Raw genomic sequence first — 21,948 nt, 5'->3', positions numbered from 1 at the left:
TGGTCGGCGACCTGCGGCCGTGCGGCCGGCGAAACCAGCATGTTGCCGCGTGAGATCTCGACCTCGTCGTCAAGGACCAGCGTGACGGCCTGGCCGGCAGCCGCCTGGGCAAGATCGCCGCCATACGAGACGATCCGCTTGACGCGCGAGGATTTGCCCGATTTGGCGACGACGACCTCGTCGCCTGAAGCAACCGAGCCGGACGCGATCGTGCCGGCAAAGCCGCGAAAGTCGAGATTGGGGCGATTGACATACTGGACCGGAAACCGGAACGGCAGTTCAACCACCGCCTCATCGACCGACACGGTTTCGAGATGCTCGATCAGCGTCGGGCCGGAATACCATTCCATGCTTTCGGAGTGGCGGCTGACATTGTCGCCGTAACGGGCCGACATCGGGATCGGCACCATGGTCTGGAAGCCGAGATCGCGCGAGAATTGCCGGTAGTCTTCAACGATCCGCTCGAAGACCGCCTGGTCGAACCCGACGAGATCGATCTTGTTGACGGCCAGCACGATGTGGCGGATGCCGAGCAGCGAGGCGATGATCGAGTGGCGCCTCGTCTGGCGCAGCACCCCTTGCCGGGCATCGATCAGCACGATCGCCAGGTCGGCGGTGGAGGCACCGGTCGCCATGTTGCGGGTGTACTGCTCGTGGCCGGGCGTGTCGGCGACGATGAACTTGCGCTTCGGCGTGGCGAAGAAGCGGTAGGCGACATCAATGGTGATGCCTTGCTCACGCTCGGCCTCAAGGCCATCGACCAGCAGCGCGAAATCGATGTCGTCGCCGGTCGTGCCGTGCTTGCGCGAATCGCGTTCGAGCGCGACGAGCTGGTCCTCGAAAATCTGCTTGGTGTCGGAAAGCAGGCGCCCGATCAGCGTCGACTTGCCGTCATCGACGGAACCGCAGGTCAGGAAGCGCAGCAGCGACTTCTTCTCCTGCGCCGCCAGATAGTCGCGGACGCCGTCGGTGGGGGCGAGGCTCTTTGCCATGATGTGGCGCATGGTCAAAAGTACCCCTCGCGCTTCTTCTTTTCCATCGAGCCAGATTCGTCGCGGTCGATCAGGCGCCCCTGCCGTTCGGAGGTGCGCGCGGTCAGCATTTCGCCGACGATGGCTTCCAGCGTGTCGGCATCCGATTCTATGGCGCCGGTCAGCGGATAGCAGCCCAGCGTGCGGAACCGCACCAGCCGGTTCTCCACCGTCTCGCCGGGGCGCAGTTTCATGCGCTCGTCATCCCTGAGGATCAACATGCCGTCGCGTTCCACCACCGGCCGTTCCTTGGCGAAATAGAGCGGCACGATCGGGATACTTTCCTGCAGGATGTACTGCCAGATATCGAGTTCAGTCCAATTCGACAGCGGAAAGACGCGGATCGATTCGCCTGTTGCGATGCGGGTGTTGAATATCTTCCACATCTCGGGGCGTTGGTTCTTCGGGTCCCACACATGCTGGGCATTGCGGAAGGAGAAGATGCGCTCCTTGGCGCGCGATTTCTCTTCGTCGCGACGGGCGCCGCCAAAGGCCGCGTCGAAACGGTATTTGTCGAGCGCCTGGCGCAGCGCCACAGTCTTCATCACATGGGTGTGGGTGTTCGAACCATGGTCGAACGGATTGATGTTGTCACGCACGCCATCTTCGTTGACGTGAACCAGGAGATCGAAGCCGAGTTTCTGCGCCATCTGATCGCGAAAGGCGATCATCTCGCGGAATTTCCACGTCGTGTCGACGTGAAGAAAGGGAAACGGCGGTTTGGCGGGATAAAACGCCTTCATCGCCAGATGCATCAGCACCGATGAATCCTTGCCGACGGAATAAAGCATGACCGGCTTGGAAAAGGCGGCCGCAACCTCGCGGAATATGTGGATGGACTCGGCTTCAAGCCGCTGAAGATGCGTAAGCGCTGTTGTCATGGACTGCGGGCGTTCTTTCGTACATTCCGACAGAAGACGTCACCTATTCGAGCTTTTTGCGCCCGGTTCAAGCCTGCTTCTGGACAATCTCTCTCGTCCGGCGTTCTACCAGATCGCCGGTGTCTAGAACAATGCAAGACTGGTCCTGCGGCACATGGTTCGGGAATGAATTTTCCACGGATGCCGAAAAACCCGGAAATTCCTGCTCGCAAGCTCGACAGGTGAGAAAACGCAGGAAAAATATTGCTTGAATAGACAGGCTACGGTTCCTTCCGGGAACCTCCTCCGATCGACCCGCGCCGGCTGCCGATTTTCAGTGGCAATTGGGACCCCGACACACTATCGAAAAGGGAGCCCAGCCGCTATACCGCCCTTGGGAAGCGGGCAAGTGCATCATGGGGCATGGGCAGTCTCGAGGCGAGCGCATTCTACGTCGCTAAACAAGATCCGCCGCATGAAATTCCCGAAAATAGCGAGCCGGAAAAATTGAGCAGGCTTTCATCCCTGAAACAGCAATTCACGCCCTCGCGGGTGAACATCTACTTCTCCATCCTTTGTTTCTTTTTTCCACCGGTTCTGGGATCGGTGGTCAGTTTTGTTTTCAACGGCGGAGCCCTGGCTTCCGTCGTGCTGATTGCATCTGGGAAAAGGCGCTTCAACGCAGACCGGCCAATGATCTGGCTGACGATAGCGATCTACGCCTACTGCGCGGCCAATCTCCTGGCCACCGTCGTCAACAATTCGTTCGTCCGCGATGCGCCACACCTTATCCCGCTCGTCACCTTCCTGTTTTTCCCCGTCTCTTATTCGACCTGGAGCATCACGCAGAAAACCATGCTTGCCCGCACCATCGTGCTCAGCAGCATGGCCGCCTGTTTTGTCGCGCTGCTCATGGCCGTCATCCAGCAATATTGGATTGGGGTCAGGGCCGAGGGCGGGGCCGGCAATCCAATCGTCTTCGCAACCGTCGTCTGCCTTGCCGTGGTGGTCTGCGTGGCCGGCGCCTTGTCAGGCATAGAGCGAGCCCGTAATCCCCTTTTCTACGCCGCATTGGCCGGGACGATAGCCATCATCTATTCCGGTTCGCGTATTGCCTGGCTGGCTCTGCTGGTTGCCGGCATCGCTGTTTTGCTTATCAACCATCGGAGGCTCAAAGGTAGGAATGCCGTTCGTGTGCTTCTGCTGCTGGCGGCAGTCGGCATCGTGGTCGCCGCTTTCGGCTTCCAGTTGATATCCGGGCGCATCGACTTTCTGCACTCCGATTGGAATGCGCTGGGCGCGCAGGGCAATTACGACAGCTCGTTGGGAATACGTGTTGCGCTTTGGGAGATCGGCCTCAAAGCATTCCGTGACATGCCGCTGTTCGGGCACGGGGTGGGTGCGACCCAGCTTTTGATCAAGCAGGGCTTTCATGATCAGTTCGCAATGAGCACAGGCTTCAACCATTTTCATAACGGCTTCCTGACCGCCTTGGTGCAAGCAGGAATTCTGGGCGCCGCAACGCTGGCGGCGATCTTTGTCGTTGCCGCTGGAAATGCTGTCCGGGTCTTGCGAAACAGCAGCGATCCGGTCGAGCGGTTCGGCGCCACCATGATTGTCATCGTCATTGTCACCTATCTCACGGCGGGGATGACGGGCATCCTCGTCGGCCATGACATTCTGGACTCGGTGCTGATGATCTTCCTGGTGTGCGGAACGTATCTTGCCTCCGGCCGTCAGGCTCCGTTGATGGAAAAGCATGCACCTCCACCAGTGATGGAAGAGCAGGCGCTTCCGGCAGCCACCCAAGAGCTGTTGCGAGCAAGGCAATGAGGGTCCTGGTCACCGGCGCGACGGGTTTCATCGGCCGCTTGGTCGTGCATCATCTTCGCCAAGCCGGCGCCGAGCTTCGCCTCGCCTCCCGCCACCCGGAGCGGCTTGGGCCGGGGGATGGCGCGGTGCCGATGCCCAATTTCGATGCGCCGGCCGCGGCCTTCCTGACACTCACCAGGGAAGTAACCCACGTCGTCCATTGTGCCGGCCTCAACAACGATCAAGGCAATGCCACCGAAGCCGACTACCGGGCGGCCAATGTGGAATTGAGCGCGCGGCTGGCGCATGCCGCGGCGGCGCAGGCAAGCGGACGCTTCATCCATCTCTCCTCGATCCGGGCCGTGATCGGCGCTCGCGTCAGCGCGACGATCGACGAGAACACGTTTTCTGACCCGCAATGCGTCTATGGGCGCTCGAAGCGCGAAAGCGAGATCAAGGTTTTGGACGCCTATGCGTCGCATGGCCGCTCCGACGCCGCCGTGTTGCGCCTGCCCCCGATCTACGGAAGCGGCATGAAGGGAAACCTGGCGACGCTGATGCGCCTTGCCGATACGGCGCTGCCGCTGCCGACGGGTGCCCTGACGGGAGTCCGCTCGCTGATGTCCGCCGAGGCCGTAGTGCGGGCGGTGTCGCACCTGCTGAGCCATTCCGGAGCGCTCCGCCCAATCTATGTCGGCGCCGACATGCCACCGGTCGCCGTCGAGGCCGTCATTGCCGCCTTTCGCAGGGGGTTTGGACGGCCGACGCGGCTGATGACGGTACCGGCCGGCCTGATGCGACCGGTCGCGGGCTTGCTGGGCAAGCAGGCATTTTGGGACAGCATGACAGCGACACAGATATGCGATCCCGCCCTCTTGATATCGCAGGGATGGGCGCCGGAAACCGATCCGTTGGAGCGGCTGGCCGAGCTGGCGCGGCTCGGTAAGTCGTAGCTTCCTATCCACTTTTGGGATCGTGGTTTGTTCAGCCTCGATAGAGCGTTCCGAGCAGGATCCGAAGGTCAAGCCGGAACGACGCGGTCCTCAGATAGGTGGCATCCGTTTCAGCCAAAAGCTCAGGGTTCGACATGTCGATTCCCCTGATCTGAGCCAGGCCGGTTATGCCTGGAAGCGCCGCCAAAACCCCCAGCCGCCTGCGACACTCGATCAATTCCGTTTGGGTCGGCAGGCAGGGACGCGGCCCGACCAGGCTCATCTCGCCCTTCAGGACGTTCCAGAACTGTGGCAGCTCATCGAGCTTGAACTTCCGCAGGACCTTTCCGACCGATGTCACGGAATTCGGGGGCGCCTCATGCGAGGGCAATGACGGCGTCCCGACATACATGGTGCGCAACTTGTGACAGCGAAAAGGCCTGCCGTCGCGGCCGACCCGCGTCTGCGAAAAAATAGCCGGACCGGGCGACGATGCCCGAACGGCAAGGACGGCAAGCACCAATACGGGGGACGTGACCACCAGCAGCAAAGCCGCACCGGCAAGATCGAAGATTTGCTTGGTTGCCTTCATGAACGGCCGATCGTGCTCCCTGCCAAAGTCCCGAGGCAACGCCGCAGGCCAAGCCCATCAATCCGGTCGACGTAGCATGAGCTCATCTCTTGACCAAGCGCGCCACGCAGTCGTTCGATGCTCAGATGCGCCCGAGGATGAAAGCGAGATAGAGCCCCAGGGTCCCGGGAAGGGTCTGTCGATAGACACCGCTTTTGCGCAAACCAGCCAAGCGGCGGAAAAGACCGCCCTGCCGACCGTTGGTGAACAGGTCAAAGCACGCCGCCGCGTCTTCGGTCAGCAGATCGCGATTGACGGCGAGTCCGTCAAGATTGAGATCCGTCCAGTCGGCGAACTCGCCCTTGAAGAGGCGGCCAAGCCGGGAAATCCTTGCTCTCCACGACACGTTGGCGCCAACCAGGTTTGCCGCGTGCTGCCGATAGCGCACCAGCGGCCGTGGATCGTAGCGGACGATGCCGCCGGCGGCGGTCACGATGAGATAGGCCCACCAGTCGTGGCTGACGAACCCGGTCCGCGCAGAGGCCCTGGCCAACAGGTCGCGTGCCGCGGCGTTGAGCAGGATGGTGTTGCCGCCGGCGATACTTTGCACAAGTGCGTTGCGAAAGGACGGCGGGCGGGCAAACAGCGGCGAATGGCCGACAAGGCTTCCCGTTTCCGTCATGGTCGCGGTTCGCGAGCAAAACATCAGCGGGGTGTTTGCGTCATAGGCCTGCATCCAGCTGATAGCGCTCTCCAGCCTGTCGGGCTCCCAGATATCGTCCTGGTCGCAGAAGGCATAGCCGTCCGCATCGATGCGTCGATCAAGGATCATCGACCGGAAATTGGCCGCGAATCCTTGCCGCGGCCCCTCCACAAGGGTCATTCGCCCCTTCGGCCAGCGGGATTGCCATGCCTCGATGATGGCAATCGTGCCATCGGTGGAACCATCGTCGGATATCCACAGGTCGATCAGAGGATGCGACTGCGCGAGCAGCGACTGCAGCTGCTCATCGATGAAGGCGGCGCCATCTTTCGTGCCCATCAGGACTGCGATGCGCAGATCTGCTTTATCCACGAACGTCAAACACCTTGCATATGCGCGAGATTTTCAGATCCCCGAATCATGGTCGCGTCGGAAGAGGAACGGTTTAGCCCGCCTGCCCGATCGTTTTCGGGATCGCGTCCTGATGTATGCTCCCCCTGGCCTTCTTGGCGCGGTCAAGGCGTGCCAGCACGGCGAGCGCGGCAGCCTTGTCCTGGTTTTTCGCCGACTGCTGCAGCGCCGTGAGCGCGACCTGGACATCCGACCATTCCACGACGTCCGTGCTGAGGCCAAAAATCTTCGAAATGCCGAGTTCGACGAGTTCCTCATCTTCGCCATGCAGCGTTTCGTGGAGTTTTTCGCCCGGCCTTATGCCGGTGAACCGGATTGCGATGTCCTTGTATGGGCTCTTTCCGGACATGCGGATCATCGTTTCGGCCACTTCAAGAATCGGCACCGGCTTGCCCATGTCGAGCATATAGACGGCATAGTCATCCCCGCTCTGCCGCGACGCAGCATCGGCCGCCGACATGATGACGAGATCGACGGCTTCGGCCACTGTCATGAAATAGCGCGTCATGCGCCGGTCGGTGATGGTGACAGGTCCTCCGGCCTCGATCTGCGCCTGGAATATGGTCGCTACCGAACCATTGCTGCCAAAGACATTGCCGAACCGCACAGCTATGAACTTGGTAGCGGAGCGACGCCCGCCCGGCTCGGCCGCTGGCGTCCCATGCAAGGCGCTGACGATCTGTTCGGCGGCCCGCTTTGTCATGCCAAGCACCGATGAGGGATCCACCGCCTTGTCGCTCGATATCAGGACAAATTGCGCAACCCCGCATTTGGCGGCGACCTCGGCACAGACGAGCGTTCCGAAAATATTGGTCTGGATGGCCGAAACCCAGTTTTCCTCGAGCAGCGGAACGTGTTTTAGCGCCGCGGCATGAAAAATGATATCCGGCCGGAATTCCGTAACGACACGCGTTATCTGGCGTCGGTCCGCGACATCGACGATGCGAACCTTGAGACGGTCGTGGTCCTTCTCGTCGATATACTGGCTCAACTGGAAGATGCCGAACTCGGAGTTGTCGGCGACCAGCACCGCCTCCGCTCCCAGTTCCAGCGACCGTTTGACCAGCGTTCGGCCGATCGAGCCGGCACCGCCCGTCACCAGAACACGTTTGCCGCCAACAAAGGTGCTGATGCGCTCGATATCGGACGCGACTGTCGGACGGCGCAGGATTGTTTCCATCTCGACGGTGTCGAGAACCAGCTTTCCGTGCCGTTCCAGCTCCGAAAGACCGGAGAACTGCACCACATTTATGTCGCCGTGCCGGGCGACGCGGACGAGTTCCGAATACTCCTCGATCTCGCGCTCGGCGCCGCTGCCGAAAATCAGCAGGTCCAGGCTTTTGGTGCCGCTCGCATAGTCTTCCAGCATGTCGATCAGACGCGGCCGGGTCGCCACCACGGGGACACCCTGGATCCGCGTGCCCAACGGCGCGCCGCGCTCGGTCGCCATGATGCCTGCAATGGAATAGTCCGCCGGCTGCGCCGTGCGCGTGAAGCGAATGATCAGGTCGGCCTCGCCGAGACGGCCGACGAACAGCGCGCGCTTGGTCCGCGTCTCGTTGGTCTTGCGGCTCAAGATGCCCCAGCTCGCGCCGTCACGCAGGAAGCGGTAGAATAGCCGGGGCGCCGATATGATCGTGAAGGAGACGAGGAAGAAGACGATGAACTGACGCTCGTTGAGCCCCTGCACCGGTTGGAAAGAACGAACCAGCAGCGAAGTGGCGTACAGAGCGAACGTCAAAATCGCGCAGCTCTTCAGGATATTGAAAAAGTCCGGCGTCGAGGCAAAGCGCCAGACGGTCGTGTAGAGGCCACAATATCTGAATAGCAGATGGCTGATGAGAACAATGCCCGCCCAGGTTGCCAAACCCTCGTTGGAGAGCGGTTCGAACGAAAGATTCGACCGCGAAAGCACGAGGCTGAGCGCCACGGCGACCAGGACCATGGCCACGTCCTGGACCATGATGAAGGCGCGCCGCATCTGTGGCCTAAGTCCGAATACTGCTTCGAGGTAAGAATTCATTGGACGGCACTAGACTCCAGACTCACGGATATGATGGACACCGCGAAGTGCGAACACGAAGATACTTCGTGGCCGATCACCTTTCTCAAGGCGCCATCCCCGGTCCCCACCGTTCTGTATCGCATACTGCGGGGTTGAAGGCATAGCCAGATTTTTTTTGGGGGCGGGCAATCCCGCGCAAAGTTGCGGTCATGTGTTGCCTATGGGTTGTGGGAATTGTTTAGGGTTGCCTATCCCCGCCGAAATATGCGAAGCAGCCGGCTATGAGGAGCATCGACGACCTATTCTTGGCCGAGATCGAAAAGCAGAAATTGCTTACCGAAGGCGTGCTGCTTGCGTCGCAGAAGTACTCAGATCTCCCGATACCGATTCCATCCGGGCCGCACGCTCTTAATGCTGTCCTGCTGGCAGGTGGTGTTGAAGTCGACTGAATATTGAGCCTAACTGGACCCCAAATGAACCCGAAGAACCCTTATCCGCACGAGATATCGTTCGATCAGCACATCTGGCTGCCGCGCGCCAACGCCAACTACAATAGCTTGGCCAATGCAAGTCATGATCGGAAAGATATTCAATCACTGATTGAGAACACCTTTCCAGAGGTGCGCGACCCATCCGGGGCTCATCCGCCATTCGTTGAATTGTACCTCCAGCAGGCGCTGTCGGCGGATGAAACGGACAAAGTAAAAGCCAAATGCGCGGAACTCGGCTGGACAGACAGCCCCTATGACCAACTGCGGGCGGCGACACATTTCTTTGATGACCTTCGCGAGAAGATCGGTCTGTCAGCCGTAAACCCGCCAGAGCACATTCACCGGATGCAGCGAGGCGAGTGCTATGTCGGCGATGTCTACAGCGCAAATCTGATTTTCAACACGCTACGAAGGCGCGACCTCAGATTCGAAAACGGGAAGCGATATCTTGACTTCGGTTGTTCGTCAGGGTCGCTTATTCGCATCTTGACCGCAGTGATGAAGGACGCTTCATTTTTTGGTGTTGATCCCATAGAAAGTGCCATCGAATGGGCTACTGCCAACATTCCGGCCGGTACCTTTCTGAAATCTGAACTCTCGCCGCCGCTCGCCTTTCAAGACGGCTTTTTCGACGGTGTGACGGCTATTTCGATCTGGTCACACCTTGGCGAAAAAGAAGCGCTTCGCTGGTTTGATGAGATGAACAGGTGCGTGAAACCTGGAGGTTGGCTGCTTTTTACCACACACGGGCGAGTGTCTGTCAGCTACTACAATTTGCGCGAAATGCATCTGCCAAAACGGATCTTGGCAACACTGGAAGGCCTGCTGAACAGTGACTTCGTGTTCGAGGAAACCTATCTTGGGCAATCTCCGGAAGGCATTGACGCAACAGGCTACGGCAACGCTTACCTGACGAGGGAATGGGTCCTGAAGAACCTAACGGGTAAGTGGCGAATGCTGTCCGTCGATTTCGGGGCCAATCAAGAAAATCAAGACGTCTACCTGCTGCGGAGAATGTGACGTTTCTCCCAACACGGGCATCACTCAACTCAAATCACCTCTGAGGAAGGCGTGCCCTGAGAGACGCCGATACATCAGAGAACCGGCTGTCGCCGGCGAGATTGTTCCATTCGTGCGGGTCGGCTGCGTGGTCATAAAGCTCTTCGCTGCCATCGACGTATCGTGTGAATCGCCAGTTCTTCCACCTCAAGGAGTGATTCCCCTCTAGCCAGGTCGTGATTGCCGGCGCCTCCACAGGCTGGGCGCCGTACATTGCGGAAATAAGCGATTGGCCATCAATTCGTTGCGGGATATCCAGGCCGCAAAGATCGAACAACGTCGGGAATAAGTCGATGAGGCTTACCGGCTCGCTGATGCGGAATTTGGCCGTTTCCGCCTTTGACCTTGGCGGGATCACGATGAAAGGCACACGCGTTGCTTCTTCCCACAAGACAAATTTGCGCCAATGCAGCTTTTCGCCGAGGTGAAAACCGTTGTCACCCCAGAGCACGACCGCCGTGTCGTCGGCAGCAGGAGAGCTTTCGAGAGCGCGCAGGACGGCTCCTATCTGATGGTCGCAATAGGAGATCGAGGCCAGATATCCGTGCACGGCATCTCGCCACTGATGATGGGAAGTTACCGTCTGATGATCCGGCGGCGACAGAGCCCAAGCCTTAGCGATGTCAGGCACGTCATCGAGGTCGTCAGCCTTGACGAAGGGCAGTGAAAGGGCGTCTCGATCGTAGAGATCGAAAAAGCGCTGCGGAACATACCAGGGTAGATGCGGCTTGTAGAAGCCTGCCGCACAGAAGAACGGCTCTTTGGGTGGAGCCGCCAGAAATCTTGTTACCGCTTCCGTCGTGCGCATGTCCGGCATGAGGCTTTCTTGCTCATCCGGTAGCAGCCCCCAATCGAAATGATGATTGCGAGAGTCAAGTGCCTCAAAGTGATCGAAATCGAACATTTTGTTCAGCGGACGGTTGGGCGGTAGAGGCTCCGGGTTGACGGTCTCGAACGCGTCCCACATAGCCGGGCGGTTCTCCGAATCGACCCAACCAGCCTGGCGGCGCCTGTCGCGCCCAGCCGTGGCATAGTCGAAGTAGCCATGAAACACTTTACCTGCGCCAAAACAGAAATAACCGCGCTCCCTCAGTTTCTCAAGGAAAGTCGGGCGTCGCAACGGGGCGTCCCAGAACGGCTCGTTGGCATAGACGCCCGTGGTTGAAGGTAGACAGCTAGTAAAAACGGACATGCGGCTGGCATTACAGTAGGGGGCAGTGCAGTAGGCATGCGTGAACGTCGTCCCGAGACGCGCCAGTTTCTCGATATTTGGCGTCTTGACGTCGGGGTGACGGCCAAGCGGGCTGATCCAGGAGTTCAGGTCGTCGGCGACGATGAAGAGAATGTTGGAGGTCACGACGTCGCCTCGTAGCTCATCGAATGCCACGTTGGCCAATCGTCAACTTGGATGCCAGACGTCTTGGCAAAGGCCTCAAGATCGTCGGCATATAGGCTTTTCAGGTAGCGGAAATCCACCTCGCTAAGGCGACCGAAATCAGATTCACCGACGTGCTGGATGATCGGCTTGCCTGGCGGAAAGGGCCGCAACTCGAGGAACGCGGCGATCGACGCGAGGGTTGCCGCAGGGTCGCGCTTCAGGTCATTGGACCGCAGGAACAGAACGTTCTGGCGATCGAAAAGCCCGAGCAGCCGATCGATCTGCCGCCCATAAAAGCCTCGTTCCACGTAGCTGTAAGTTCGCCATGCCGGGTCATTCGGCGCCACGTCGCGCAGCCGCCACCGGCCTTGCCTTATGGCGAAGCCGAATGGAACATTGTCCGCGCCCCTCTCGATCTCCATTCGCCAATGCGACCACGCCCGCTCTATGGGGTCGCGGAAGATCAGGATGAGCCGCATATCAGGGCTATATGCCACGATGCGCTCCAGCGCATTTGGCCAGAAGATCGAGATCGGCGTGGCCTCGAAAGCAATGCGGTCGTCACCGTCGGTGGCGGGGAAGAGGCGGTGAAGCCGTTCATAGTCAGGCTTAGCCCAATCCACTCCCGTCTCGTCGTCAAAAAAGTGGGTTTCTTTGACGCTTGGGCCTTGCAGGTCTGGGTGGCGCGTAAGATATGAGAAGAGAGATGATGTTCCCGCCTTTTGCACCCCGGCAATCATAAACCCGACTCGGCCGTCACGCATCGACCTGGCTCTCACCCGTTCTGATCTTTGTGACGATGGCGTGGCCGGCATTGTCATCAACCGACAAGTTAACGAGCCCTAAAGATGGACGCCCTTCGACCAACGGCATCACGCGGAAGGCAATCCCATCAACCAAGCGATGAATTTGCCTGAGGCCAGACGCATCAATAGTGAAGACTCCTGCGTTGGAAAAATAAGTGCCAGTCACAAGCGCCGCGCGGAACGGCATACAGATTTCGATGACATCATCGGCCTCTACGTCCACTCCGCTACTTAAGGCACTGCTCAGTTGGCCAGACACCTCAACGCCCGCGACAGTCTTCATCAAGAACGCAAAACAGACATTGGTGAATGCCGCTGAAAAATGGACAGAGTAGCGCATCTGGTAGACTGCGTTGTGAATGAGGCTATTTACCTGCTCCCCATTCATCTTGGTGATACGGATATCCTCGATGCGACCGCCCCATTCTTCGTAAGCAACGGTGCTTTCGGGCTTGAGGTGCGGGTCGAAAAACTCTTCGGGGTCCGGTTCACTTGGAGCAACAGATGCCGAATCCGAATGTTTTTTCGATCGACTCTCGGCTGTCCCTTCGGCAATTTCCTGTCGAATGATTGCAGCCGCTTCGGGCGGAGCGTAGGAAAGTCGTTGATACTGGGCAACAACGCTGCGGGGCCTGCCTTGCAATATCATCTCGCCGCCGTCCAACAGCATCGCGCGATCACACAACTGGACGATGGTCTGTGCGCCGTGGCTGACAAACAAGATCGTTCCGCCCCGTTCTCGAATCTCCTCTATGCGAGCAAAGCATTTGCGCTGAAAAGCCTCATCGCCCACCGCCAGCGCCTCGTCCACCACCAGTATGTCCGGGTCGACGTTGATCGCCGTAGCGAACGCGAGGCGCACATACATTCCAGACGAGTAGGTCTTTACCGGCTGGTTGATGAAATGGCCGATTTCAGCGAAACGCGCGATATCGTCGAAACGCCACTCCATCTCCTTGCGAGGCACGCCCAGGATTAAAGCGTTGAGGAAGACGTTTTCGCGGCCGGTGAACTCCGGATTGAAGCCAGCGCCGAGTTCGAGCAACGCAGCGATACGGCCATTGACCTCAACCGAGCCGCTGGTCGGTTGCAACGTACCACAGATGATCTGCAGCAGCGTCGACTTGCCGGAGCCGTTACGGCCGATGATGCCTACGGTTTCGCCCCGCCCGATATCAAATGAGATGCCCGAAAGAGCGGCGAAGTCGCGGAAGTAGCTGCGCGGCGGCCGGCCGGCCAGACGCTCCAGACGCGGCACGATCATCTGCTTGAAGCGATCTTCCGGCCGTTCGAACATCACGTAGCGTTTCGACACATCGCGCAGGCGAATGGCGACATCTGGCCCGCGATCGCCGTCCACAGATCTGTTAGAGGACATCGGCAAAGCCTCTGCGGGTCTTCTGGAAAAATTGATATCCGACATATGCGAGCACCACCGCAGCGAGCGAGTAGCAGCCGAGCGCCATCCAGTCAGGCTGCACCCCAAATATGATCACATTGCGAAAGCTCTCAACCGGAACCGCAAGCGGATTGAGAGACAGCCATGGCTGAAGCCAGACCGGCAGTGCTGCCCTTTGGAAAAAGACCGGCGACAGAAATAAAGTCGCGGTCACCAAGGGCGCCACGATCTGGCTCATGTCTCGAAAATAGACGCCGACGGACGCCAAGATCCAAGCCACCCCCAGCACCAGCACCACCATCGGAGCGAACACCACGGGGGCCAGAACCACCGTCATATGGATGCCGCCAAAGACGACATAGGCAAAGACCAACAACACCAGAAGGCTTATTACCGCATGAAACAGCGCCGAACCGGCCGAAACGACAGGTAGGATCTGGATCGGGAATACGATTTTCTTGACATAGTTGGCATTGCCCACGATTAGCCCCGGTGCAAGCGAAACGACTTCCGCGAAAAACTGGAAGACAATCAACCCACAAAACAAGATGACCGCGAACTCGCCGGTCGAATGCGTAGCGTTTTGCTGGTCAGGGATTGTCCAGCGAGATTTCATCACTACGCCGAAAACGAAGGTGTAGACTGCTAGCATGAACAGCGGGTTGAGGAGCGACCACGAAAGTCCTAGCGCCGAACCGCGGTAGCGGCCCGTTATCTCTCGCCGGATGAGCGAGATAAGCAAAGAGAGAAACGAATGTAATTCTGGCATCGGCCACCGCTTTTCACTGTTTATTGTTTTTCAAACACCGAGGTTGTTCCCCAGGCAATTTGAAGCGCTTTTTGGGCCTCGATATTCAACATGTCGTCTGGCTCGTCTCTCATGTGCTTCGCCGCCAACTCAAATAGGCGACGTACTGGCATCTCTGAAAATTCGCCGCGCAACTCTTCGTCCACGCCAGACAAATAAGTACCGACTATCTGGTTAATTGTAAGTATCGGATGATTCGACTTCGTCATCATCTGATCTTTCAACATCAAATCTTCAAATAACTTCACAACCCCAGATCTCGTGGCATTGAAATAATGCTGGGGATAGCCATGCTCGGCTTGCAGAAAAGGCATCATCACAAGCACCCTACCCTTGGGCTTCAGCACGCGGGCCAACTCCCTTGCACAAAGAAATGGATCGTCAACGTGCTCAAGTACGGCCAATGAAAGCACTCCGTCAAAGCTTTCATCTTTGAATGGAAGATCTTGCCCAATAGAAATTACATCAGTACTTGGATAATCGTATATATCAGTGCTAAAAACGTTCGAGAGTGGCCGTTTCCTTAACCCAGCACCGGCATCCAAAAATATACTACCAGATGGGAACTCACTCAAAAACCTATTAACGACCGGCCCATAAAGATGTGACGAAACCGCATCACGTTTCTCTTCAAGGACTGGCGACACCGTCCAACCATCCGGGAGCGCGGAAGGCGCAAAGCAACGGCTGTCCCTTTCGATCCTCCCCTTGAAGAGAGATCTCAGTTTTATTTCTTTTGCACCTTTTTCAGAATGGTAAGATGCCGCGAGCCCTATCGCTTCGTCGGTCACTCCAAAATCCAATTCCACCTCTCGCGCATCATTTGATATAAACTTAATGGTCAGAGAACGGCCCCGAAGCTGGAGCCCGCACAAATCCAGATACGCGGTAAATCCAACCGCAGCGCCTGGATCAAGACCTACTCGCGGGTAGAACGCGACTCTCAAGGCGCCAGCCGGGCTTTCCGAGACCAATCCAGAAAGGCTGACAGCAATTGTCTTTTCGACGGGGATTGCGATCCACCCATCGATCGAGTTGATGGGATGTCGAAGCACCCGGTCCTGGGGATCGTCGACTTCGATTCTGGTTTCGCCATGGGGGTCGAACTTATCTTCCACCGCTTCGCTCCGTGGCAACTTTAGGCCACCTATCGTTCATTGATGGGCAAACGTGAGAGGACGCCCGCCGCTGGCGACCAATGCATGAGCGAACTCCGACTCGATGGGAGATCGAACATCGAATTTCGGCTTCCACTCGAGTTGCTGGCACACCTTGTCAATTTTCAATCTGACATCCCTTACCAGAAAACTCTTCTCTCTCACGTATTTTCTTTCTATCTGCATTCCAGTTACATCGGCGCACAGGTCGACTATTTCATTTACGCTATAAACCTTGCCCATCCCCACATTATATACTTGATTCCTTGCCGACTCTGCCCCAAGGCAGCGTTCTACAACGTCACAGAGATCCCTGACATCGATGTAGTCGCGCAAACTGCCTCCATCGCCCCAGATCTCGAGTGCGCGGTTTGAAATCGCGGCATCCAGGGCGCGCGCGACAAGGCCCTGTCCCTTTTCAGATGACTGATAGCGCCCTATAGGGTTCGACGCTCTAATAATCGTGTAGGTCCATCGCCCTTCAGTCGACATTGTCCGGATCATCTCCTCCACCATCAATTTGCCACATCCATACGGGCTTATCGGGTTGGTAGGGTGCTCCTCTGAAATAACAGGCGAAAGAGGCGGCCCGTAAACAGCTCCGCCCGATGAGATATAAACGACATGCTGGATCCCTGTGGATCGCGCCGCCTGCAGAAATCGTGAATACGGGAGGACATTCCTTTCAACCTCTGAAGCGATTTCATTGGCAAATGTACTGGGTACCGATGCACTGACAAGAAGAACAACTACCTCTAGATCCCGCAAATATTCGACGTAACTTTCGGGGCTTTCAAAGTTTATAATTGTGGTTTTCGCATCCAAACCAGGTACTTCGCGCCTGGAGAAAACCCGAAACCCTATCTCGGTTGCATTCAAATGGTCGATCAGATTACGACCAATGAAGCCAGATCCTCCAAATATCCCAATCATCCTATCTCTCTCAAGAATGCGGAAATCTTCTCTGCTTCTGCCTTCCAGCTGCTGCTTTTCGACCGCTCCAAAGCCAAGGCCGCGCGTTCAGCCATATCTTCAGGGTTCTTGAGAGCGGCCATAAGTGCCTCGACGATTGATTCGACGTCCAATTCGCAATAAAAAGCCTCCTCTTCCGGCAACAACCAAGTAGCGTTTGGGCCCCGGTTTATTACAAGCGGACAACCGCATGCAGCCATCTCTAAAGGGAGCAACGACAAATTTGTGGAAGATAGGATCAATCCAACATCGCATTGCGAATAGAGATCAGGAAGGTTCGGCACCGCCACAGTCCCAGCATTCAGATGATGGAAGGGAATTTCATATCCACTGACATCCCAGCCCGCAAAGATAACGGCAACATCCGGCATCTGGTCGCAAACTCTCTTCAACGCCAAAAGCCCCAATTCAAAACACCGCCGCGGCGTCACCGGCCTGGCATAAAAGAAGATGTGCCTTGTGTTCGACGGGCGTTTTTCATGAGGCTTGTACAGATCCAAGTCGCAGGAAAAACCAAAAGAGACCGTGCGCATTCCGTAGTCTTTATGCAATTTTTCCGCCAGCCAAGACCCCGCCGTAACACCTATCAACCCAAGCTTATAGGTATTCTCGGCAAGTACATATTCGGTCCCGTGAGCGTAGAACGAAGGTTCGAAATCTTGAACAAAATAGAGTCTGTGTGCGGTATCTCTATATTTTGAAACCCAATATGCAGTCTGCCAGCCGGTTGCGACAAGATATTGACACGGCTCAATCGAGCGAGCGCCCAACGAAACCGTAATGCCATTGTCACCGAATGCTGCATTTAACGCCGCCTGCGCCTCTGTCGCCGAACCCCATCGATGAGGTTCCACAACAACGAGACGTTGTTCGGGGAATCCAAACTCTTTCAGAAGAGCCATGAACCGCAGAATGTTAATATGTCCTCCGGACGAAGCATTGAAGTCCGGGACCAACCAGGTCATTGAGCCGACGGGCACGTTCTCTGGAGTGATTTTGATTCCGTGCCCCTGCTCCCCACCCAACAATGCTTCGTAGTGCTGGAACACATCGATCTTGCCTTGTAATGCAACAGGGATGCTCTTAGCCGCGCGAGTTAAGGCCTTTCGGGTTGCCGCCCTAATTCCGTCGCGCGCCGCAACGGTTCGAAACAGCCTGAAATTATCCAACAACATTCGACGATCAGCGCCCCATCAATTGTTTGTCTCGAGAAAATTTGGTTTCATTTTGTTTTACGAACGATAGACCGGCGGTACCCAGATAATAACCAACCTGACGTGCAATATTGTCAAATGGCTGTTTAACAACTGCCCAAAAATTCGAAAAAATCCACCTGTTGACAGCCGCCAACCTCATGTCTCTTGCAGTAGTCCTAAGAATTTGACGAATCGCCTCCGTTCTAGAAGGGGATAGTCGATAACCAAATAGCTCATACAGAGCCTTCGATTCGTCATAACTCCTCATCAATCTAGCCCAAAACGAATAATCATGAGAATGATATACGATCGAATCCCAAGAAAATGCCTTCCTATACCCAGCCTCAACAATCATCTTCGCCCACAACTGATCCTCCGCAAAAGATACATCCGGGTATGGATACATCTTCCATATGGATTTTCGAAGACAAGACGAATTGTCGGAATAAAAATGAAAGGCCTGTCGCAAGCCTTGATCTCTCGTGTATTCTCGCGCGTCAGATATCCAAACGACTGGCCACTGCCTCAAACCCTCAAAATGAGTTTCTAGTTCCCAAGTTGTAAATGGGGAAGCATTGTCATGAGCAATATGCCTCCCAAACGCTGCAGCAATTCGACCGTCTTCGCGTAGCGGCCGCACAAGCTCCTGGAGCCATTGGGAATTGGCGGGCACCGCGTCATGCGTCAGAAATACACACAACTCTCCGCGCGAGATTTCTACGCCGAGATTTCTTGTTCGTCCATGACCGAACGAGGCGGAAGGAATTTTGATGAGCCGAAACCTTTCATCATCTAAAGGAACTGCGTCTAGCGATCCGTCCATTGATCCAGAATCGACAACGATTACTTCAAAATCAAAATCTACATTCTGACGTCTAATCATCCTGTACACTTCCGCAACGTGCGGAAGGCCGTTCTTAACTGGAATAATAATTGATACTAGACACTCCTCCTTAGACATTCTCTGTCCTTCGTGCGAGCTTTTTCAGAAGAGCCTTAAGACGTCTGGCTGGATACGCAACCTTCCACGAATAACTACTTTTTATTTCAAGAATTGACGCCTTTAGAGCCTCTAACTCTTCGGCCAAACGTTCAACTTGACTTTCCGCGCCATCGGCGCGCCGCGCTTCACGGCCGATTTGCGCCTTCAAATCGGCTTCGCGAGTTGAAGCTTCCACCCCTCGCCTGTGTTGATCCGCCGCCTGCTCTTCGGCTAAGTGTCGCAGGGCCTCCTGCTGGTACGTTAGTCGACTAATGTCCTCCCCTCGCACGTCTGCTAGACGCAGAGCGTCGCCCAATTTTTGCGTCAGATGAGCTTCTCTCGCGGCGGCTTCAAGACGGGCATTTTCCAATTCCACCGCCCGCTCATCAGTTGCGTGGCGCTGCTGCGCTAGCTGCTCAGCCGCTGCCTTTCCGCGCACATCCATCTCGGGGAAGACCGCTTCGCCGAAGACCAGACTCGCCCTATCGAAGGCAATTCGAATCGTGTCAAGCTCGTCCATGGCGATGGCATCTGCGGGATTCTTCTCAAGGGCTTTTAACGCGCCATACGCCTGTTTGACCCAGTCGGTGACGCGCAGATCGGCGTCGAGTAGATCCGTGCTTGCAAAATGGTGCTGAAGATCAGTCGAGAAATGCGTCGAGATCGCCTCGACCGTCGGTTGTGGCCACCCGATCCGCAGGGTTCGCGCAATTTTCTCGATATTGGCTCGCCAGTCGTCGAGCATAGCTTCATATGAAACGAACACACGTGGCCGGCCCCGAGTCGCGCGTTCGGCCTCCAGTTCATGCCGTAGCCACAAAAGCGCGCTGAACCCACATGTGAATTTGTCGCGTTTTTCGAGTGAGGCAATGACAGCCAGCGGGTTGCGCCCGATCAGCACGTAGCACGCATCGATGCCTTTGCGTTTCAGAATGTCTGCGTAAAGCGGCACGAAACGCGAGATGCGCGGTTCCTTGAGGACGAAAAGCGGCGAGTTGCCATATTCCTCGTCAATCAGCCGCGCGATCTCGGCCTTGTAGAAGCGCAGCCGCGCCGCGCCGAGATCAGCGGGATCGAAGGACCGCCAGTCGTCCCATCGGCTGCCGGCCTCGGCCAGCATTCGGTCATGAAGTCCTACGAGCGGTAGGGGCTCCCAATGGCCGGCGGGGTTCGTCGGATTGGCGCCCAGCATGTTTTTCGGCAGTTCCGCGCCAAGGAGGCTGATCGCCCGCGTCAGCGCGCTGGTGCCCGAGCGATGCATGCCGAGCACCATGATGCAGGTGCGTTTGGCTGCTTTCGGCTTTGCCTTGCGCACCTTCGGTGCCGCCTGGTCAACAGGCGTCGCATCGCGCGTGTTTTCCGGTGAAGGATGCTTGTTCATGCAGTCAATGCCTGTTTCGTCCCGTCGATGAGAAGCCGGCGCACCACCGTCTCCGTCGATTGCCGCCAGTCCGGCGCGTTCCAGCCGAAGACGGAGGCGAACTTTGCGCTCGAAAGCCGCGAATTGGCGGGGCGGTGCGCCTTGGTCGGGTAGTCCATCGTAGCAATGTCCCGTACCCGTGCATGTGGACCACCAGACGCCCGGCTTATGTCCAGGATATGACGGGCAAAGCCGCTCCAGTTGGCCTCGCCGGTGCCGGCCAGATGATAGATGCCGGATGCACCGGAGCCCTTGTTGTCATGCAGCTGTGCTGCCGCATGCAGGATTGCGTCGGCGATATCAAGGGCTGAGGTGGGATTTCCCCACTGATCGGCCACCACGGAGATCTCGTCCCGGTCGGCGGCAAGCCGCAGCATGGTCTTGACGAAATTCCGGCCGAACGGGCTGTAGACCCACGCGGTGCGCAGGATCAGATGGCGCGGATTGGCTGATGCAACCGCCTGCTCGCCGGCAAGTTTGGAGGCGCCGTAGACGCTGGCTGGTGCGGTCGCGTCGGTCTCGACATAGGCGCTGTCCTTCGAGCCGTCGAAGACATAGTCGGTCGAAAGGTGGATGATTGGAACGCCCAGCCGGCTTGCCGCTTCCGCCACCTTGCCGGCGCCGACGGCGTTCACCGCGAATGCCAGGTCGGGCTCATCCTCGGCCTGATCCACCGCCGTGTAGGCGGCGGCCGACACGACGATGTCCGGTTTCGCGGCCACTATGGCGTCGGTGATGATGTCGGGTCTTGCCAAGTCGAATTCCGGGCGGCCAATGGCAATGACGTCCACGCCGGCGCCTCGCTGGCGGGTTTCCAGAAGGCTTGCCGCGACCTGGCCCTCGCGTCCGGTGACAACGAGCCTCACGCTACCCCCTTGCGCGCTTCGCCCAGTCTTTCACCGGCATAGTGCTGTTCGCGGATCGGCCCCCACCACCATTTGTTGGCCAGGAACCAGTCCACGGTTCTCGCCAGGCCGCTGTCGAAGTTCTCGTCGGGCGCCCAGCCCAGGTCCCGGCTTATCTTCGATGCGTCAATGGCATAGCGGCGGTCATGGCCCGGACGATCGGTGACGAAAGAGATCAGTTCACGATAGCTCTTGCCGCCGGCCCGGGGACGCCTGATGTCGAGCAGATCGCAGATCGTCTCGACGACACCCAGGTTTGTGCGCTCCGAATTCCCGCCGACATTGTAGCTTTCGCCCGGCTGCCCCTTGGTTGCGACAAGTTCCAGCGCGCGCGCGTGATCCTCGACGAACAGCCAGTCGCGCACATTGGTGCCAGCGCCATAGACCGGCAGCGGTTTTTCATCGAGCGCATTGAGGATGACCAGCGGGATCAGCTTTTCGGGAAAGTGATAGGGTCCATAATTGTTCGAGCAATTGGAAAGCACGACCGGCAGGCCATAGGTTTCGTGCCAGGCGCGCACCAGATGGTCCGAGGCCGCCTTGGAGGCGGAATAGGGCGAAGACGGCGCGTAGGGCGTTTCCTCGACGAACATGCCGCCATCGAAGGGAAGATCGCCGAACACCTCGTCGGTCGAGACATGATGGAAGCGGAAGCGGCTCTTTTTGTCCTCAGGCAAGCCGCGCCAATATTCCAGCGCGGAATTGAGGATCCTGTAGGTACCGACGATGTTGGTCTCGATAAACGTACCCGGCCCGTCGATCGAGCGGTCGACATGGCTCTCGGCGGCAAGGTTCATGACGATGTCGATATCGTCCCGGCGCAGGATGTCGAGCACTGCCTTCTCGTCACAGATATCGGCCTGCGCAAAGCGGTAATTATGCGCGTTCTCGATCGGCCGCAGCGAGGCCAAATTCCCCGCATAGGTGAGCTTGTCGAGATTGGTCACGCGATAGGCCGGGTTGGCGCACAGATGCCGGCACACCGCCGAGCCTATGAAGCCAGCACCGCCTGTCACCAGAAAATTCATGCCCCTGTCCTCATGCTACACC

Annotated in this window: 20 protein-coding genes; 4 read left to right on the top strand and 16 right to left on the bottom strand. The window is 57.4% G+C overall.

The window, feature by feature from the left end; genetic code table 11:
- Together NKJ06_RS16525 and cysD are read right to left on the bottom strand one after the other, a co-directional pair.
- On the bottom strand, positions 1 to 1,004 hold a 1,004-nt coding region (locus tag NKJ06_RS16525; protein ID WP_352810236.1), incomplete at its 3' end, for a sulfate adenylyltransferase subunit 1.
- Positions 1,005 to 1,006: 2 nt separating this feature from the next.
- On the bottom strand, positions 1,007 to 1,912 hold the full coding sequence (cysD, locus tag NKJ06_RS16520; protein WP_352626691.1) for a sulfate adenylyltransferase subunit CysD: 906 nt from the start codon (positions 1,910 to 1,912) through the stop codon (positions 1,007 to 1,009).
- A gap of 486 nt (positions 1,913 to 2,398) precedes the next feature.
- Between cysD and NKJ06_RS16515 the strand changes: the two genes are divergently transcribed.
- Positions 2,399 to 3,724: an O-antigen ligase family protein gene (locus tag NKJ06_RS16515; protein ID WP_352627301.1), complete on the top strand. Its 1,326-nt coding sequence runs from the start codon at positions 2,399 to 2,401 to the stop codon at positions 3,722 to 3,724.
- A complete protein-coding gene (locus NKJ06_RS16510) occupies positions 3,721 to 4,656 on the top strand; it encodes an NAD-dependent epimerase/dehydratase family protein (protein ID WP_352626689.1) in 936 nt (311 codons plus the stop codon). Before NKJ06_RS16515 ends, NKJ06_RS16510 begins: the two co-directional genes overlap by 4 nt.
- A gap of 31 nt (positions 4,657 to 4,687) precedes the next feature.
- Here NKJ06_RS16510 and NKJ06_RS16505 read toward each other — a convergent pair whose 3' ends face one another.
- From NKJ06_RS16505 to NKJ06_RS16495, 3 genes are all read right to left on the bottom strand, one after another.
- Complete coding sequence (locus NKJ06_RS16505; RefSeq protein ID WP_352626688.1) at positions 4,688 to 5,227, bottom strand: sugar transferase; 540 nt, start codon at positions 5,225 to 5,227, stop codon at positions 4,688 to 4,690.
- Between the two features lie 121 nt (positions 5,228 to 5,348).
- Entirely contained in the window at positions 5,349 to 6,281 is a 933-nt protein-coding gene (locus NKJ06_RS16500; RefSeq protein WP_352626686.1) for a glycosyltransferase family 2 protein, read from the bottom strand.
- 73 nt (positions 6,282 to 6,354) lie between these two features.
- Positions 6,355 to 8,343 (bottom strand): SDR family NAD(P)-dependent oxidoreductase, encoded by a 1,989-nt coding sequence (locus NKJ06_RS16495; RefSeq protein ID WP_352810235.1) that lies wholly within the window; start codon positions 8,341 to 8,343, stop codon positions 6,355 to 6,357.
- A 287-nt stretch (positions 8,344 to 8,630) separates the two neighbouring features.
- On the opposite strand from NKJ06_RS16495, the gene NKJ06_RS16490 reads away from it, so the two are divergent.
- Positions 8,631 to 8,774: a hypothetical protein gene (locus NKJ06_RS16490; protein ID WP_352810234.1), complete on the top strand. Its 144-nt coding sequence runs from the start codon at positions 8,631 to 8,633 to the stop codon at positions 8,772 to 8,774.
- A gap of 24 nt (positions 8,775 to 8,798) precedes the next feature.
- On the top strand, positions 8,799 to 9,836 hold the full coding sequence (locus tag NKJ06_RS16485; RefSeq protein ID WP_352810233.1) for a class I SAM-dependent methyltransferase: 1,038 nt from the start codon (positions 8,799 to 8,801) through the stop codon (positions 9,834 to 9,836).
- Between the two features lie 34 nt (positions 9,837 to 9,870).
- On the opposite strand, the gene NKJ06_RS16480 is transcribed toward NKJ06_RS16485, so the two are convergent.
- Genes NKJ06_RS16480 through rfbB form a run of 11 tightly spaced genes read right to left on the bottom strand, consistent with a single transcriptional unit; the run spans position 9,871 to position 21,926 of the window.
- On the bottom strand, positions 9,871 to 11,232 hold the full coding sequence (locus NKJ06_RS16480) for a sulfatase (RefSeq protein WP_352810232.1): 1,362 nt from the start codon (positions 11,230 to 11,232) through the stop codon (positions 9,871 to 9,873).
- On the bottom strand, positions 11,229 to 12,017 hold the full coding sequence (locus NKJ06_RS16475) for a sulfotransferase family protein (protein WP_352810231.1): 789 nt from the start codon (positions 12,015 to 12,017) through the stop codon (positions 11,229 to 11,231). Before NKJ06_RS16475 ends, NKJ06_RS16480 begins: the two co-directional genes overlap by 4 nt.
- Positions 12,010 to 13,482 carry an ABC transporter ATP-binding protein gene (locus tag NKJ06_RS16470; protein ID WP_352810230.1) on the bottom strand — a complete coding sequence of 491 codons (1,473 nt, stop codon included), beginning with the start codon at positions 13,480 to 13,482 and terminating at the stop codon, positions 12,010 to 12,012. Before NKJ06_RS16470 ends, NKJ06_RS16475 begins: the two co-directional genes overlap by 8 nt.
- The gene (locus NKJ06_RS16465; protein ID WP_352810229.1) at positions 13,427 to 14,227 is read right to left on the bottom strand and encodes an ABC transporter permease; all 801 of its coding nucleotides are present in this window, start codon (positions 14,225 to 14,227) and stop codon (positions 13,427 to 13,429) included. The genes NKJ06_RS16470 and NKJ06_RS16465 overlap by 56 nt, the downstream gene beginning before the upstream one ends.
- Before the next feature lie 20 nt (positions 14,228 to 14,247).
- Positions 14,248 to 15,384: a class I SAM-dependent methyltransferase gene (locus tag NKJ06_RS16460; RefSeq protein WP_352810227.1), complete on the bottom strand. Its 1,137-nt coding sequence runs from the start codon at positions 15,382 to 15,384 to the stop codon at positions 14,248 to 14,250.
- Positions 15,385 to 15,420: 36 nt separating this feature from the next.
- Entirely contained in the window at positions 15,421 to 16,356 is a 936-nt protein-coding gene (locus NKJ06_RS16455) for an NAD-dependent epimerase/dehydratase family protein (protein ID WP_352810226.1), read from the bottom strand.
- The gene (locus NKJ06_RS16450) at positions 16,353 to 17,570 is read right to left on the bottom strand and encodes a glycosyltransferase family 4 protein (RefSeq protein WP_352810225.1); all 1,218 of its coding nucleotides are present in this window, start codon (positions 17,568 to 17,570) and stop codon (positions 16,353 to 16,355) included. The genes NKJ06_RS16455 and NKJ06_RS16450 overlap by 4 nt, the downstream gene beginning before the upstream one ends.
- Before the next feature lie 7 nt (positions 17,571 to 17,577).
- Positions 17,578 to 18,552 carry a glycosyltransferase family 2 protein gene (locus tag NKJ06_RS16445; protein WP_352810224.1) on the bottom strand — a complete coding sequence of 325 codons (975 nt, stop codon included), beginning with the start codon at positions 18,550 to 18,552 and terminating at the stop codon, positions 17,578 to 17,580.
- The gene (locus tag NKJ06_RS16440; RefSeq protein ID WP_352810223.1) at positions 18,545 to 19,954 is read right to left on the bottom strand and encodes a sulfotransferase family protein; all 1,410 of its coding nucleotides are present in this window, start codon (positions 19,952 to 19,954) and stop codon (positions 18,545 to 18,547) included. Before NKJ06_RS16440 ends, NKJ06_RS16445 begins: the two co-directional genes overlap by 8 nt.
- On the bottom strand, positions 19,951 to 20,859 hold the full coding sequence (gene rfbD, locus NKJ06_RS16435) for a dTDP-4-dehydrorhamnose reductase (protein WP_352810222.1): 909 nt from the start codon (positions 20,857 to 20,859) through the stop codon (positions 19,951 to 19,953). Before rfbD ends, NKJ06_RS16440 begins: the two co-directional genes overlap by 4 nt.
- A complete protein-coding gene (gene rfbB, locus NKJ06_RS16430) occupies positions 20,856 to 21,926 on the bottom strand; it encodes a dTDP-glucose 4,6-dehydratase (protein ID WP_352810221.1) in 1,071 nt (356 codons plus the stop codon). The genes rfbD and rfbB overlap by 4 nt, the downstream gene beginning before the upstream one ends.
- Between the last annotated feature and the right edge of the window lie 22 nt (positions 21,927 to 21,948).

The organism is Mesorhizobium sp. M0293, assembly GCF_040321735.1.
Taxonomy (GTDB): Bacteria; Pseudomonadota; Alphaproteobacteria; order Rhizobiales; family Rhizobiaceae; genus Mesorhizobium.
The sequence above is the reverse complement of the archived record's forward strand: the minus strand, read 5'-3'. Positions and strand labels throughout refer to the sequence as shown.